This window comes from Dactylosporangium sp. CA-233914 (assembly GCF_050942935.1).
Taxonomy (GTDB): Bacteria; Actinomycetota; Actinomycetes; order Mycobacteriales; family Micromonosporaceae; genus Dactylosporangium.
In genome coordinates, this window is the sequence record NZ_CP192030.1 from 107,235 (window position 1) to 121,767 (window position 14,533).

The following is a 14,533-nucleotide window of genomic DNA, read 5'->3' on the forward strand; positions in this document are numbered from 1 at the left end:
GTTGCCCGTGGCGCCTGGTGTCCGCCTCGCGGTGCAGGAGAGTCCAGGGCAGGAACCCGCCACGGTGCTCCTGCACGGGCTGGCCAGCACCCACCACTGGTGGGACCTCGTCACCGAGCTCCTGCCCGGGCGGCGGGTGGTCCGCTGGGACCACCGCGGCCACGGCCTGTCCACCATCCCCACCGGCCGTCACAGCGTCGAGGACCTAGCCCGCGACGCTGCGGCCGTCCTCGACGCCGCCGGGCTGCAGCAGTGCATCGTTGCCGGACACAGTCTCGGCGCCGCCGTCGGACTCCGGCTCGCCGCCGACCGGCCCGACCTGGTCGCCGCGCTGTGCTGTGTCGACGGAGGGCTCTACGACCCGCAGACCATGTTCGGCCGCAGCTGGTGGGACGCCCAACCGGCGATGCGCCTCGACCGGCGCATCGCGCCCACCGAGGCCATGCTGACCGCCTGGGCGCACGGCATCGGCCTGCCGGCCGCAGCGGTCCCCGCACTGCTCGCCAACTACCAACCCGACCCGAGCGATCCACGCCGGGTCCGGCTGAGGCTGCCCGCCGAGCACGAGGGGCCGCTCGCCTACAGCCTATGGTCGCAGCGGCCCGCCGACCTGCTCGCCCGCGTCGACGTCCCGGTCACGGCCGTGCTGGCCCGCACCGCCGACCGGGCCGCGGCGGCTGTCCGACGCCGGGCGCTGCACCATACCCTCGACGGCGCCGGGCGCACCGTCACCGAACGGTGGATCGACGGAGGGCATGACCTGCCGCTCGAACAACCGCACCGGGTCGCCGACGCGATCCTCGACCTCCTCGAACACGCCACGCTTGCTGTACCGGCCGTGGGCGCTCGGATGTCCGCATGAGCACCGCGAAGCGCAGCGGACCCGGCACCGTCGCGGACCTGCGCAGCGACACCGTCACCAAGCCGACCCGCGGCATGCGCGCTGCGATGGCCCGGGCGGACGTCGGCGACGACGTCTACGGCGAAGACCGCACCGTCCGGGCCTTGGAGGAACGCGTCGCCGGCATGCTCGGCCACGAAGCCGGCCTGTTCCTGCCCAGCGGCACCATGGCCAACCAGGTCGCCGTCCAGGCCCTCGTCCCCCGCGGTGGCGAGGTCCTGTGCGCCGCCGACGCCCACTTCGTCAGCTACGAGGCCGGAGCCGCCGCCGCACACGGCGGCATCTCCACCCGCACCTGGACCACCCACGACGGCCTCATCGACGTCGACACCATCACGGGCATGATCCACCTGGCCGGGTCCTTCGCGAACCAGACGTCCGCAGTCGTCGTCGAGCAGACCGCGAACCTGCCCGGCGGGCTCATCCACCCGCTGCCACGGCTCACCGCCCTGCACCAGCTCGCCACCAGCACCGGCATCGCCCTGCACTGCGACGGCGCCCGGCTCTGGCACGCCCACATCGCGACCGGCACGCCCCTGCCTGCCTACGGACGGCTGTTCGACACCCTCTCGGTCTGCCTGTCCAAAGGACTTGGCGCTCCCGTCGGCTCCGTCATGGTCGGCTCCAGCTGGCTCGTCGCCGAAGCCCGGCGCCTCCGGCAACGCGCCGGCGGAGCCATGCGTCAAGCCGGTGTCCTCGCCGCGGCGGGGCTGTACGCTCTCGACCACCACGTCGGCCGGCTCAGCGACGACCACCGCCGCGCACAACACCTCGCCGCGGAACTCGCGCACACCGGCGTGGTCGAGCCCGACCAAGTACACAGCAACATCGTCGTGCTCGACCTCCACGAAACCCGGTGGACCGCAGCTACCCTCGTCGCCGCAGCCGCCGCACAAGGCGTCCTCGGCGTCGCCATCGCCCCTCGCCGGGTACGGCTGGTCACGCATCTCGACGTCACGGAACACCACGTAGAGCGAGTCATCCACATCTTCGCCGACCTGCTCGGACGGGGTCCGTCCCAGGACGACCGCGGGCGGCGGCGATCCGCGCGGTGACGCCGTATTGACGAACCGGTCCACCCCCGGTACGAGGCGCGTCGCAGAACACGCCCGTGAGCGCTTGAAGTGTGGATGTCGGCGCGGGCCTCCGTGTCGCTCGTCAACGAAACCTTCACCCGCGCCGAATCATCGGGAACCCGTAAAGCCAGAACCATGCCCGACGTCGATCGGGTCGACGAGCGCGGATCGTGGCCAGCTTCATGCTGCTGCACGCGGTTCTGGTGCTCTGCAGCCGGTGACGCATGCGGAGGCGGTTGAAACTGCCAAGCGCTGTCAGAGCTGCGCCGCTGCACGGTTGCGGCACGTCAAGCGCAGCCCCTGATGATTGAGCATGATCGGCACTCTGTGTGCCGGTACCCCATGGTTCATGAACAGGTCTGTTCATGGTGGACATGCATGTAGATGACGCATGATCTCTCTTGAGACTGATGCTTACCCCACCAGCAGCAACGACGCCGGTGGGAGGGCCACTCGCAACGCTGGCAGCCGCTCCTCCACATGGGGCGCAACGAGTTGTGAGGAAGCGCGGGAAAGACACGCGTCGCATCGCGCGTGGAGGAGCAGATCGGGGGGTGCGTCTCATGGCAGTGCACGAAGCGCCGGGTTCGGATGGTGGTGCCGCATGACCGGCCGCCAGCTGCCCGAGCGGTTGCCGACTCTCGAGGAGGTCGGCGCGATGACACCTGGGCAACGGATCTTTCACTTCCGCAGTCTGCGCGGATACTCCCAAGCCGACCTGGTGGGCCGCATGCGGCTGGTCGCCGCGCGGCATCGCAGATGCGGCGTCGACCGGCGGCAGATTTCCCGGTGGGAGAACGGTACCCACACCCCGGATCCGTACAGCCGTCATCTGCTCGCAGAGGCATTGGGCGTCACTGTCACCGATCTGGGCCTCTCGCCGAACCCCTACTTCAGATAGCGTGCCGTACGCCTCGGCCATGAGCGGTCGGCCTGGAGTGGACGGCTGCGCCAGATGTTGAGCCGCTGGCGACGCAGGGTCGGATCCGTGTCGACCTCCGCCGGGTGCCGACCCGAGACCGTTCAAGTCTGGTGGCACGGACGTGCGGTCGTCACGGTGTCGGTTCGATGTGACCGTGCCGTAGGCGCAGCACCCGATCTGCGGTGTCGAGCAAGGGCCCATCCGGGCTGTCGGTGAACAAGACCGCGGTGCCCGTTGCGGCGAGTGCCCGAATCAGCTGCCGAACCGTCGCGATGACCGAAGGTGCCATCCCCTCAGTGCACTCGTCCAGCAGCAGCACTCGCGGATGCCGAGCTGCGGCACAGGCCACTGCGAGGATCTGTCGCTCGCCGCCGGACAGGGTGTCAACGCGTTGGTGCGCGCGGTGGTGCAGCCATGGCGCCAGCATGGCGACGTCGGCCGTGAGCTGCGATGGTTCAGCGCCGGCAAGGCGGAGCTGGTCAGCGACCGTGATCGACGGTATCGGCATCCGCCCCTGGGGTACCGTGCCGAGTCCCGCGCGGGCGCGCTTGGCTGCGGTCGATGCGGTGATGTCGTCGCCGGCCAGCTGAATCCCTGACGGCGGCCATGCGCGCAGGGTGCCGGCTACCGCATCGATGAGCGTGGTACGCCCGGCACCGTCGACGCCTGACACGGCGACGACCTCACCAGCGAAGACGCGGAGGTTCAGACCATGGAGCACGGGATGGTTTTGGTAACCGGCGTGCAGGTCCACGAGGCGTAGGGCCGGCTTACCAGCCGGTTTGTCGAGGGGCTCGTGCGCGGTGGGCGGAACTGGCACGCCAGCCCACGATGCGGTCGCGGGCACGGCGTGCTGGGCAGCTGTCGTCGCGGCCATCACCGCGGCCGGCGGGCTCGTGACCATGTGACTGCCCCGGTCCAGGACGGTGACCGTGTCGGCGATGGCGGTCACGAGTCTGTCGCTGTGGTCGGTGAAGACGACCGTCGTGTCGGCGGCCATACCAAGCAGCCGCTGCAGGAGGTCTGTCGTCTCCCGATCGTCGAGGCCGGCGCTCGGCTCGTCCAGGACGATCAGGCGCGGGCCGGGTGCGAGCGCGATCAGCAGTTCTAGGATGCGACGCCGCCCGTACGGCAGTTGACCGGCGAGGTGCTGCCCGGCGATGCCGGCATCGTCGAGCAGATCGGCCGCTACCGTCCGGGCGGTGCTGAGGCGTACACCGTGCAGCGCGAGTGCGATGTTGTCCGCTGCGGTGAGCGAGTCGATGACGGCGGGATATTGCCACGTGCGGCTCATGCCGAGCTTCGCGCGACGGTGCAACGGCAGGTGGGTGACGTCGCGGCCGTCGAAGAGGATTTGCCCGGCGGTGGGCCGTCCGGTGCCGGCGACGAGGCCGAGCAGTGTGGTTTTGCCGGCACCGTTCGCGCCGACGATGCCGTGTCTGGAGCCAGCGGCGATGTGCAGGTCGACGTCGTCGAGCACGGCCGCGCGACCGTACCGGTGCGTCACGCCGCGCACATCGACGGTGATGCCGTTCACTGCCGCGTCCCGACCGCAGCGCCGGCACCTGGTCGAGCCGTCCGACGGTGGCGGATCGCAGCTCGGCCGACAGCGGCCGTCAGAAAGAGGCAGCCGAGCAGTGTCGCGGCGTGCCCGGCGAGGACGGCCGGGGCGAGGAGGTCTCGGGTGGCGACGATGACCGCTGCGCCGAGTATGGCGCCGGTCTGGGTTCGGGTGGTGAGCAGCGCGGCGAGCAGCGCGAGGGCGGAAACGACGAAGCCACCGTCGCTGGGGGCGATGGTGTGGCGGGTCGCGACGAGGAGCGCCCCGGCGGCACCGGCGATCGCGGCCGCGATGACGTAGGCGAGCATGAGGTGCCGGCCGGTCGGGTGGCCGGTGGCGCGGGTTCGTGGTTCGTGCTCGGCGGCGCCTCGCAGCGCGAGGCCGAAGCGGGTCCGCAGGAGAAGCGCGATGGCGGCGGTGACGGCAACGGTGCAGGTGAGCGCGTACAGGTAGAGGTAGCCGTTGCGGGTGACGGGTTCGGTGTCTGGCCACAGGGTGACCGGGCTGACCGAGCGCCCGGCGTCGCCGCCGGTGATCGGCGCTGCACGGCTGGCGAGGGTCTGGGTGAGCACCCCGACGGCCACGGTGGTGATCAGGAATGTGGTGCCTCGGGTACGAGTGGCGAACACGCCGACAATGGCCGCAGCGGCCGCGGCGACGGTCGCGGCGACCAGGAGTTGCGCCGGGCCGTTGGTGGTAAGGGTGCGGCTGACGGTGGCGGCCGCGTAGCCGCCGATGCTCAGGTAGGCACCCTGGCCGAGGGTCGGCAAACCCGCCACGGTCGTGAGCAGGTGGGTGGAGGTGGCGAGCAGGCCGAGCACAAGGGCGTAGGAGCCGAGCGAGATGGTGTATGCGTCCAGCAGCCATGGGGCGGCGATCGCGCCCACCACGATGAGCGGCAGCGCCGCCCGGCGGGCCGTCACGGAGGTCGTGGTGCTGGTCCGGGCTCCGGCTTGTGCGACGGTCATGTGATCCGCGCCTTTGCCCGCTGCCGACCGGCTCGCCACGAGAGCCCGACCAGCAGCAGCACGGCCAGCAGGAACGGTGCGGCGGCCGGCCAGGCGACGACGACGGTGGTCTGGATCTGCCCGACGACGAGGGCCGCGACCAGCGTGCCGCGCATGGAGCCGAGACCGCCGGCCACGATGATGATCAGCGACAGCGTCAGCATCGTCGTGTCGAGCCCTGCGGCGGGACCGAGGACGGGAGCTCCGAGGACGCCGGCGACGGCAGCGAGCGCACCCCCGGCCATCATGACCGCGAGGCGGACCCGGCGCGGTTCGACACCGAGCGTGGCGACGTACCGGGGGTCGGCGGCGACCGCACGGACGAGGATCCCGGACCGGCTGCGTTCCACGGTCATGTACAGCGTCACGGCCACGGCCGTGGCCGCGGCGATCAGGGCCAGCCGGTACGTCGGATACGACTGTCCGAAGATCGTGAGCGACCCGGCGAGACCCGGCGGTGCCGTGACCGACCTCGGCTGCGCGCCGTAGCCCGCGGTGAGGGCGTCGACGAAGATCAGGCCGATGCCGATGGTGGCCAACGCCTGGTCCAGATGGTCAGGGAGGTGGCGGAGGAGCTCGGCGAGCCCGCCACCGGCAGCCGCGCCGGTGACGAGCCCTATGAGCAGTGCCGCAGTAAAGCCGATCCAGGTGCCGTCGGCCGCGAGCCACCAGGCCACGCAGGTACCCGTGAGGTACAGAGCTCCGTGGCTCAGCTGGAAGACCCCGGCTACGCCCAGAGACAAACTCAGCCCGGCTGCGACGCAGTACAGCAGCAATCCGAACGCGACGCCGTCCAGCGCCACGATCAGGTCACCGCCCATCAGCGGCTCCTCCGCCGCGCCGCATCCTGCTCAGCCGCCAACCGTGGCCAGGTCTGCGGCGATGACCGTGTTGGCGAGGCCACCCTCGGATGTCTGTACGCGTCGGACGCACCAGCGTTGGACCGGCGTGTGGGTGGTCGGGCTGAGCTTCCACGTGCCGCGCGGGCTGGCGACCTCACCGAGCTTGCCGATGGCGGCGTTGATCGCCTCGGGTGTGGCATTGCCCTCGGCGCCGGTCACGGCCTTGTCGAGTAGCGCTCCGGCGGCGTACATGGTCTCGACGTACAGGTTCGGTACGGCGCCGTCGTGTTTGGCCTTGTATGCCGCGACGAACTCGGCGTTGCCGGGGCTGGTCAGAGTCGGATCGTAGGTGGCGATCGTGGTGATGCCGGTTGCGGCCTGGCCCTGCGCGGCCAGCGCCGACCCTTCGGTGAGGAACGCCGGCGCATACAGCGGCAGACCGACGCCGAACTGGGCGTACTGCTTCACGAACGAGACCGCCGGAGCTCCGGCGTAGAAGGCGTAGACCGCCTTTGCGCCGGATTCCTTGATTTTGGCCAGCCACGGTCCGAAGTTCCCGTCGCCCGGCCACGGAGTGAAGACCGGTTGCCCACCTGGGTTCGCCAGTTTGCCCCCGGCAGCGGTGTATGCGGCGACGAACCCGCCGATCTGGTCCTTGCCGCCCTGGTAGTCCGGTCCGAGTACGTACACCGGGCCGTCAACGGCTGACTTGAGGTAGGGGCCTGCTGCTGTGCCGTAGTCGGTGGACGCGAACGACGTATGCCAGGTGTACGAGAGGTCTGTCAGGCTGCTGGGCCTGCCGCCGGTCCCGATGAACGGCACGTGGGCGGCGGTCGCCGGCGCGGCGATGTTGACGACCGCATCGGCGTTGGCGACACCGACGATCGCGTCGACGTGGTCGGCGGCAATGAGTTTGTCGGCGGTGGCGCGAGCGGTGGGGCCGCCATCGCCTTCATCGGCCTCGACAACCCGCACCGGTCGGCCGCCAAGTTTGCCTCCGTGCTCGGCGAGATAGTGGGTCCAGCCTCGCAGCATGTCCTGGCCGATGGGTTGGTACGGCCCTGACTTCGGAACGACCACTCCGATGACCAGCTCGTGCGTAGCCGCGGCGGGCTCGTCCTGTCCGAGGCTCGAGCCCGAGCAGCCTGCGAGCACGGCGGCGATGAACATGGCCGCGGCCGCGGCCAGAACGGGCTTACGTGTCTGCTTCATCGATCTCCCCGTTGACTTCTGTTGATCTATAAGAGACTTTGGTGACCATCGTTGACGGGTGTGCGGAATGAGTGCCCCGAACGTTGTCGGCCGGCAGACCGATGCCCTCCACACTCATCTGATTGGCGGTTGTCACTGCACTGTCGGGCTGACACCATGCCGTCATGCAATTGAGCGACGGGGGATGTACGTCGCTGGCAGAGCTCGGGCAAGGCATTTACGCCTTCCTGCACTCCGACAGCGGCTGGGGACACAGCAACGCCGGCGCGGTCTACGCCGACGGCAAGACGCTCCTCATCGACACGCAGTACACGCTGCCAATGACCCAGCAGCTGATCGAGACCCTCCGGCAGGCCGGGCTGCCCGCGGTAACGACCGTTGTCAACACCCACGCCAACGGCGATCACTGCTGGGGCAACCAGTTGTTCCCCAATGCCAACATCGTCGCGTCGGCGGCCACGGCCGCGTCGATGCCGCACGACTTCCCCCCGGCGCTGATGCGCAGGCTGCTCAGCCCGGAGCTCGCCGGGTCTGCCGCGGGTCGATACACGAAACTGCACTTCGGCGCGTTTGACTTCGACGGCGTCGTCGTGACGCCACCGACCACGACGTTCTCCGGCACCACCACCCTGACCGTCGGCGGGCGGCGCGTTGTCCTGCACGAGGTGGGACCCGCACACTCCGACGGCGACGTCATCGTCCACATCCCAGACGCCGGAGTCGTCTTCGCCGGCGACATCCTGTTCGGCGACCACCCAGTCATGTGGACCGGTCCACTCGACAACTGGATCAGCGCCTGCGATGAGATCCTGCAAACCGGCGCCACACGGATCGTGCCTGGCCATGGGCCGATCGTCGACCCGGACGGAGTCAGGGAGTTCCAGCAGTACCTCGCGCTCGTCCGCGACGAGCTGACCCCGCGTCTGTACGAGGGAATGCCGTACTGGGAAGCCGCGATGGACATCCCGCTTGGCCCCTTTCGGCACCTTCCCATGCGCGAGCGGCTCGTGGCGACTGCAGCGGCCACCTACCGGCACCTCGGCAACCCGCCGGTCCCGGCGGCCGAGGTACTCGAACGCATGGCTCAAGCGCACTTCGACACGGCCTGAGGCAGCCACCGCCCTAGACACGGGCATCGATCTCATCGACCGGGATGAGCATCATGACCCGGAATCCGACCGCCCGGAGCGTGGTCAGGGCCACGATCTCGACGACTCGAGGTCCGTCAAAGTGCGGAACATGCATGAGTCGCCGGTCGCCGTCTGGGTGCAGATGAACCTCCGCTTTCTCCTCCCAGATCCGGCGGGCGTCTGCACTTCCGTTCAGGATGCGCTGAATGATCCCCTGCAGCCGGGCGTTGTCCGGATGGCGGGCACTGGCCGCCCGAAGCTGCGCCAGCATCGGGCGCGCCCAGTCTCTCTCCCAGTTGATGAGCTGGAGTCGGCTCTCGGCGTACAGGAACGGCCACAACATGATGTTCGGCTCATACTTCAAGTGTGGGAACCAGCTCCGATGGTGCTCGTTGCTGAACAGACAATCCCAGGCGTCATCGGAGACGTAGGCCGGCCACGGCTGCGCGTTCACGATGGCCCGCAGCGCGACGAAGTTCTCGCCGACCGGTACGGCCCGGGGCGGATCGGGCTCCTGCCCGGTCGCCAGCAAATACAGGACCGCACGCTCTTCCTGCGACAGGCGCAGGGCGACCGTGACTTGGTCCAGGAAATCTGCCGAATAGGGCCCGGGACCGCCGCGTTCAAGGTTGGCGTACCAGCGGGTTGAAACGCCGACCAGATGCGCTACATCTTCCTGGCTGACATTCTTCTTCTGCGGGCTGTTCCTGCTGTACAGCAGACCAGGAATCGCACTCGGATCGAGTCGCCTGCGCCAGGTTGGCAGCAGCCTTCGTAGTTGTTCCCCGGCCGTGAGCTGGGCCGCGGACTCTGTCGCTGTATCCACACATTCCCCCGACGTGTGTTGGACAAGCGCGGCGAATATGCCGCGTTAACTGGACCCCGCGAGCCTGACGCTCGCATGCCCGTTCACTTCCGTGGCACCTCAGCCACAAAGCAGAGAACCATTCACCTCCCAGGTCAACGGTTCTAGTCGTCGCATTCCAGCTTGTCAATCAAGATCACTATGCGTAAGGTACAAACAGCACAATTTGGACCCACTCGGCGATGCGAGTTCCGGAAGTGATCCGTTCATGAAGTGCAGCGTTCCTGGCGCCCTCGGGTTCGCGTCCCCCACGCTCTACTGGTCCGCCGGTCCGGCTGCGCGCAGGGTGCGAATCAATGCGAGCACCCGCAATCCGGACACCCAAAACGGACGACATCCGGCGAAACAGCTACATTCAAGAGGGTGAGTCAGATGAACGAGCGATCGGTATTGATCACAGGTGGAAGTTCTGGTATCGGCCGCGCTACGGCGTTGCGGCTCGCAGACGCGGGTCATCGTGTTGCTGTGACCTTCCACACTTCGACCCCGCCGGAGGGCATCCTGGGGGTCAAGTGCGACGTGACGCAACCCGAGTCGCTGGAAGCGGCCTTCGCCGAAGCCGAAGCAGCCCACGGACCCGTGGAAGTGCTGGTGTGCAGCGCCGGCATCACCGCGGACAAACTCCTCATCCGGCTCACACCAGATCTGGTTGAGCGCACTCTCACCACAAATCTCGTCGCGCCCATCCTGGCGGCCCGGCTTGCCGCACGAAAGATGATGATGAAGCAGTTCGGCCGAATCATCTTCGTAAGCTCCGCAGTTGGGATGCGCGGCGAGGCAGGCCAGGTCAACTACGCCGCATCCAAGTCCGGGCTCACCGGCGCAGCACGATCCATGGCGAGGGAACTCGGCTCGCGAGGCATCACGGTCAATGTCGTGGCGCCCGGCCTGACCGACACTAAGATGCTCAACGAAACCATCGGTGCCGAAAAGGCCGCCGCCAAGGCCGCCGAAGTGCCGGTCCCCCGCATCGGCCGGCCAGAAGAGGTTGCCGCTGCCATCGCATTCCTCGCCAGCGACGACGCCGCATACATCACCGGTGCAATTCTCCCCGTCGACGGCGGCATCAGCATGGGCCACTAGAGTTGCCATGCTTGACATTTCCGGTCTGCCCATCACTGGGCAACCGTGCTCCGTTCAGGGATTGCGCGGCCTCGCTGGTGCACCTGCGGGGCGGTCAGGACACACCCTCCAAGATTGTGGGGACGTGGGGACGCCGCACGCCCGCGCGGTCTCCGTATTACCGGCGCAGCAGTGAGCCGTTCTGAAGTGCTGTTTTGCCGCTGGCGGCGAGGGTCGTCAGGACGACGGCAGCAGCGAGGATCCCGAACGTCCTCTTGCTGTCCCACCGGTCCAGATACGTCTTGTTCCTGGCGTCGGCCGCAGCTTGCCGCTCACCAGTCAGGATGAGCCGGTCGACCAAGGCAACGCGCCCGGTCGGGTCGAGGTCGTCGCGGTCGAGCTGAGCACTGATCGTCGCCCTGATCTCGTCCCAGGTCTGCTGAACGCGGGCCTGGCTCTGCTCATTGGCTACGAGGGTCGCATCATGCACCTTGGTCATACCGGCCACGGCCTCGGCGGCGAACCGCATGACTTCGGGAAGCTGCTCGATCAGTTTGATCCGCGTTTCCTTGTCCATGTCCGGCATCATCGCGACGAACTGGAGGAACTTCTTCCTGGAAAGTCCGCGCCGGTCGGTAACGCCCAGTAGCCGCTTGGCCTCGTCCTCGCCACCGATGTCCATGAAGCGGCCTGCCTTTCCAGTAGAGATCTCTGCGGAGGGCAGTTTATCGGGGGCATGCTCGTCACGCTCCGCAAAAGTCCGGCCGAAAGAGGCCCGTCGATCGCCTGGATGTTCACCTTTTCGGACGACCGAGGACAAGCTTCGGGCAGCACGCGGGCACGCCTCGATGGCAACGGAGTCCCTCGCCGCACGGTCTCGGGAAACCGTCAGACCAAGAGGGCCGCTCGGCTCCCGGCGCGGCAACCGGCCGCCGGGAAGCGCGGCCGGCGAGATAGGGGTTCCAGTCACGTACGTCGGCGGCAGGGCGAGCCCGTGCGGTAGGTCCACAGGTTCGTGTGGTCGATCACGTCGGTGTCGAGGTCGGCGGCGATGCCGTGGTGGTCGCTGGCGTCGGCGGGTTCCTCGAGCACCTGGTAGTTGCTGACCGCGTCGGCGAGGGGGCCGGTGACGTGGATGCGGTCGATGCGGTCGTCGCTGGCGGTGCGGCGCAGCAGTGTCTCATCGCCGAGGCGTTGGGAGAGATGCCAGGCGACGTCGTGGTAGCCCGCTTTGCGGAGCATCCATGCCGAGCGCCGGTCCGGTTGGATGTCGGCGTCGGTGTCGGCGGGGTCGTGCAGGAGGGTGCGGGCGGCGAGGTTGTACGGGCGCATCCGGCTGTAGTCGGGGTCGGGGCCGGCTTCGGGTGGGTAGTTCATGTCGCCGCCGACCACGGCGAAGGGGCCGTACCGGTAGGCGCGAGTCGCCAGGAGTTTCGCTTCGTAGATCGCGCGGTCGCCGCTGTAGGGGTCGAGGTGCCCGGCGGCGAACGTCAGCGGTGCTGGTAGTCCGGGCACGGTGAACGCGGTGACGACGAAGCCGTGGGTGGTCTCCTGGGCCAGGTCGAAGCTGGTGTGGGTCCAGCGGCCGAGGGTGGCGGTGCGGTACAGGATGGCTGAGCGGCAGCCGCTCTTGGAGGGTGGCAGCGGGGCTACGTCCAGGTCGAGGTCGGCCATGGCCCGGCCGAGCTGCCGGTGGCCGTGCAGGTCCCACTCATTCGCCTCGTTGAGCAGCAGCACATCCGGCTGGGCGGCGCGGATCCGGGCGGCGAGGGCCGGCCACCGGTCCTGGGGGTTGCCGTCGCCGTCGCGCAGGCCACCCCGGCATAGGTTCTGCACCACGACACGAATACGCATACGTGTGCCTCGCATTCTTCAGGGAGTGACGTTCGGTGGTGTCGATCGGTTCGAGACGCGATGCTGGTGCTACGACTGGTAGGAGGCGGTCGCGGTGGTGCCGCTGTCGTGAGCCGAGTGCGGTGGCGCATTTCGATGCTGCGATCGTCGGATGCCTGAGGGGTGTGGCGAGCGGATTTGCTCGATGCCGCGGCCGGTCTCGCCCTGCGGCCCGGACTCGATGCCGTGGGCTGTTACGAGCCGCGGTCTGGATCGCGCTGGCCTTCACGGTGCGGTCCTTCGCCAGGTCCGCCGCCATGGCGTCCGCCGGGCCGAAGCGGCGGCTTGTCGGCGACGGCGGCGAGCAGGGCGGGTTGGGCCGGCACGTCTTCGTCGTCCGGATCGGGGTGCCAGGCGGTGACCGGCACGAGGCCCGGTTCGAGCAGGTCCCAGCCTTCGAGGAGCCGGGCGATCTGTTCGGGGGTGCGGCAGTGCATCGGGGTTGGGGTGCGGTCGAAGAGTTTCCGAACCAGTCCCAGCCGGGTGGCGTCGCCGGCGAGGGCGGTTGCGTGGGACAGCATGAGGTAGCTGCCGGTGACGGTGGCGTCGGCGAGCTGCTGGAGGATCCCGGCGGGGTCGTCTTCGTCGGCGACGAAGTGCAGCACGCCGGTGACCACGACCGCGACCGGGCTGGCGAAGTCGAGCACCTCGGCGACAGCCGGATGGCACAGGATCGTCTGCGGATCGCGAAGATCCCCGCGAATGACCCGGACCCCCGGCGTGCGGTCGAACAGGTGGGCGTTGTGCGCGACCACGACCGGGTCCAGGTCGACGTGGACGGCCCGGGTGCTGTGCGCGGTGTGCTGCAGCAGTTCGGGGACGCCGCCCCGGGCCGACAGCCCTGAGCCGATGTCGAGGAACTGGCGTATGCCGCGGTCGAGCAGCCACTGCACGGCCCGTCCGAGAAAGGCTCGATGCTCATGCGCCGCCTGGGTGAAGTCCGGCCAGATTCGGCCGGCTTGTTCGGCGAGTTCCCGGTCCACGACGAAGTTGTGGAATCCGCCGAGAGCGGAGTCGTAGACGCAGGCGACGGTGGGTGTGGTGACGTCGATGCCATCCGGCACCCATTCCGGCAGTACCAGACCGGGCTGCGGTCGCTGGGGCTGGCTCATCGGCGCATCGCGGCGTTGAAGTCGAAGTCGTGATCGGGAGCGGGCCAGGTGCAGTCGGTGCGATGCGCTCCCCGGCGGTCGGCGAAGAGCACGCCGTAGTACAGCTGGACCTCGACGTAGTCACGGTCGCGGTTCCTGGGCCGGTACGGCGCTGCGGCGGCGAGGTGCTGCCGGGCGGTGCCGGCACGGCCGCACACGGCGTGGCGGACGGCCAGCGACATGGCGACGTGCAATCGGTCGGCACGGCGTGTGCGCCATTGCCGCTGCCATCGGCGCGCGTAGCGGTCCAGTTGGTCGGCGGCCTCCGCGCACTGTCGGGCGTCTTGGAGCAGGTCCGCGTAGGCGAGCAGGTCCGATCCGGCGATGCGGAAGCCGGCGCGGGCGAATGTGCTTGCTGCGATGCCACGCTGCAGATCGGCGGCCTCAGCGACCCGGCGGCCGCGGCGCAGCAGCCGCACGAGGAGGCTCGCCGCGTCGAGCGCGGCGGTGCTGCCGGGCCCGTACAGCCGTTCGCTCGCAGCGACGGCCCAGCCGGCCCAGGCCAGAACCGGGTCCAGGTCGGGCGGGCTGGCGGCCGTACCGTACACGCCGACCAGGTAGGCGCGGCCAAGCCGCACCGCCAAGCGGACGACCTGTGCATCGTCAGCTGCCGTGGCGGGATCGAGCCGCAGCAGCTGCATAGCCTCGTCGACAGAGGCGGCGGTGTATGCGGCGACGACCTCGCCCAGGTCATCGTCGTCGCCGACCGCTGCTGACGGCGCCGGGCATCGCATCCGTGCAACGCGAACGCTGAACTGGTTCGCCAACACCGTCCGGGCAGCGGCGAGGATGGTCGTTGGGCTCATGCGTCAGCCTTTCGCGCGCCGGTCATCGGGACAGGGCCGAGCCGGCTGCGTACCGGCGGAAGGGTTTGCGTGGCTGTGGTCGGCGACGGCGGCAGCGACCCGCGC

14 protein-coding genes are annotated in these 14,533 nt (G+C 68.9%); 5 read left to right on the forward strand and 9 right to left on the reverse strand.

Translation table 11 applies throughout. The features are described 5' to 3' along the window. Nucleotides 1–7: 7 nt before the first annotated feature. From ACQPY0_RS00485 to ACQPY0_RS00495, 3 genes are all read left to right on the forward strand, one after another. Nucleotides 8–862, forward strand: a complete 855-nt coding sequence (locus ACQPY0_RS00485; RefSeq protein WP_432982865.1) for an alpha/beta fold hydrolase — start codon at nt 8–10, stop codon at nt 860–862. Further along, nucleotides 859–1,956 (forward strand): threonine aldolase family protein, encoded by a 1,098-nt coding sequence (locus ACQPY0_RS00490; protein WP_432982868.1) that lies wholly within the window; start codon nt 859–861, stop codon nt 1,954–1,956. Before ACQPY0_RS00485 ends, ACQPY0_RS00490 begins: the two co-directional genes overlap by 4 nt. A 625-nt stretch (nt 1,957–2,581) precedes the next feature. Next, entirely contained in the window at nt 2,582–2,878 is a 297-nt protein-coding gene (locus ACQPY0_RS00495; RefSeq protein WP_432982871.1) for a helix-turn-helix transcriptional regulator, read from the forward strand. A 151-nt stretch (nt 2,879–3,029) separates the two neighbouring features. On the opposite strand, the gene ACQPY0_RS00500 is transcribed toward ACQPY0_RS00495, so the two are convergent. From ACQPY0_RS00500 to ACQPY0_RS00515, 4 genes are read right to left on the reverse strand one after another with little or no spacing between them, the layout of a single operon-like run. Further along, a complete protein-coding gene (locus tag ACQPY0_RS00500; RefSeq protein ID WP_432982874.1) occupies nt 3,030–4,436 on the reverse strand; it encodes an ATP-binding cassette domain-containing protein in 1,407 nt (468 codons plus the stop codon). Beyond that, complete coding sequence (locus tag ACQPY0_RS00505; protein WP_432982877.1) at nt 4,433–5,428, reverse strand: branched-chain amino acid ABC transporter permease; 996 nt, start codon at nt 5,426–5,428, stop codon at nt 4,433–4,435. The genes ACQPY0_RS00500 and ACQPY0_RS00505 overlap by 4 nt, the downstream gene beginning before the upstream one ends. After that, a complete protein-coding gene (locus ACQPY0_RS00510) occupies nt 5,425–6,288 on the reverse strand; it encodes a branched-chain amino acid ABC transporter permease (protein ID WP_432982880.1) in 864 nt (287 codons plus the stop codon). Before ACQPY0_RS00510 ends, ACQPY0_RS00505 begins: the two co-directional genes overlap by 4 nt. Before the next feature lie 30 nt (nt 6,289–6,318). Beyond that, nucleotides 6,319–7,521: an ABC transporter substrate-binding protein gene (locus ACQPY0_RS00515; RefSeq protein ID WP_432982883.1), complete on the reverse strand. Its 1,203-nt coding sequence runs from the start codon at nt 7,519–7,521 to the stop codon at nt 6,319–6,321. A 164-nt stretch (nt 7,522–7,685) separates the two neighbouring features. Between ACQPY0_RS00515 and ACQPY0_RS00520 the strand changes: the two genes are divergently transcribed. After that, complete coding sequence (locus tag ACQPY0_RS00520; RefSeq protein WP_432982886.1) at nt 7,686–8,630, forward strand: MBL fold metallo-hydrolase; 945 nt, start codon at nt 7,686–7,688, stop codon at nt 8,628–8,630. Nucleotides 8,631–8,643: 13 nt separating this feature from the next. Here ACQPY0_RS00520 and ACQPY0_RS00525 read toward each other — a convergent pair whose 3' ends face one another. Next, nucleotides 8,644–9,477, reverse strand: coding sequence for a helix-turn-helix domain-containing protein (locus ACQPY0_RS00525; protein ID WP_432982889.1), 834 nt, complete (start codon nt 9,475–9,477; stop codon nt 8,644–8,646). Nucleotides 9,478–9,888: 411 nt separating this feature from the next. On the opposite strand from ACQPY0_RS00525, the gene fabG reads away from it, so the two are divergent. After that, entirely contained in the window at nt 9,889–10,599 is a 711-nt protein-coding gene (fabG, locus tag ACQPY0_RS00530) for a 3-oxoacyl-ACP reductase FabG (RefSeq protein WP_432982892.1), read from the forward strand. A 157-nt stretch (nt 10,600–10,756) separates the two neighbouring features. On the opposite strand, the gene ACQPY0_RS00535 is transcribed toward fabG, so the two are convergent. From ACQPY0_RS00535 to ACQPY0_RS00550, 4 genes are all read right to left on the reverse strand, one after another. After that, nucleotides 10,757–11,260: a hypothetical protein gene (locus ACQPY0_RS00535; protein WP_432982895.1), complete on the reverse strand. Its 504-nt coding sequence runs from the start codon at nt 11,258–11,260 to the stop codon at nt 10,757–10,759. A 284-nt stretch (nt 11,261–11,544) separates the two neighbouring features. Then, nucleotides 11,545–12,432 (reverse strand): endonuclease/exonuclease/phosphatase family protein, encoded by an 888-nt coding sequence (locus ACQPY0_RS00540; RefSeq protein WP_432982898.1) that lies wholly within the window; start codon nt 12,430–12,432, stop codon nt 11,545–11,547. A 233-nt stretch (nt 12,433–12,665) separates the two neighbouring features. Further along, on the reverse strand, nt 12,666–13,583 hold the full coding sequence (locus tag ACQPY0_RS00545; protein ID WP_432982901.1) for an SAM-dependent methyltransferase: 918 nt from the start codon (nt 13,581–13,583) through the stop codon (nt 12,666–12,668). Beyond that, nucleotides 13,580–14,428 carry a hypothetical protein gene (locus ACQPY0_RS00550; protein ID WP_432982904.1) on the reverse strand — a complete coding sequence of 283 codons (849 nt, stop codon included), beginning with the start codon at nt 14,426–14,428 and terminating at the stop codon, nt 13,580–13,582. Before ACQPY0_RS00550 ends, ACQPY0_RS00545 begins: the two co-directional genes overlap by 4 nt. Between the last annotated feature and the right edge of the window lie 105 nt (nt 14,429–14,533).

Excerpts from the sequence above, each read along its gene's own strand:
- ACQPY0_RS00490 (WP_432982868.1), top strand. The coding sequence starts at position 859 with ATGAGCACCGCGAAGCGCAGCGGACCCGGCACCGTCGCGGACCTGCGC.
- ACQPY0_RS00495 (WP_432982871.1), top strand. The coding sequence starts at position 2,582 with ATGACCGGCCGCCAGCTGCCCGAGCGGTTGCCGACTCTCGAGGAGGTC.
- ACQPY0_RS00505 (WP_432982877.1), bottom strand. The coding sequence starts at position 5,428 with ATGACCGTCGCACAAGCCGGAGCCCGGACCAGCACCACGACCTCCGTG.
- ACQPY0_RS00550 (WP_432982904.1), bottom strand. The coding sequence starts at position 14,428 with ATGAGCCCAACGACCATCCTCGCCGCTGCCCGGACGGTGTTGGCGAAC.
- ACQPY0_RS00540 (WP_432982898.1), bottom strand. The coding sequence starts at position 12,432 with ATGCGTATTCGTGTCGTGGTGCAGAACCTATGCCGGGGTGGCCTGCGC.
- ACQPY0_RS00545 (WP_432982901.1), bottom strand. The coding sequence starts at position 13,583 with ATGAGCCAGCCCCAGCGACCGCAGCCCGGTCTGGTACTGCCGGAATGG.
- fabG (WP_432982892.1), top strand. The coding sequence starts at position 9,889 with ATGAACGAGCGATCGGTATTGATCACAGGTGGAAGTTCTGGTATCGGC.
- ACQPY0_RS00520 (WP_432982886.1), top strand. The coding sequence starts at position 7,686 with ATGCAATTGAGCGACGGGGGATGTACGTCGCTGGCAGAGCTCGGGCAA.
- ACQPY0_RS00510 (WP_432982880.1), bottom strand. The coding sequence starts at position 6,288 with ATGGGCGGTGACCTGATCGTGGCGCTGGACGGCGTCGCGTTCGGATTG.
- ACQPY0_RS00535 (WP_432982895.1), bottom strand. The coding sequence starts at position 11,260 with ATGGACATCGGTGGCGAGGACGAGGCCAAGCGGCTACTGGGCGTTACC.
- ACQPY0_RS00515 (WP_432982883.1), bottom strand. The coding sequence starts at position 7,521 with ATGAAGCAGACACGTAAGCCCGTTCTGGCCGCGGCCGCGGCCATGTTC.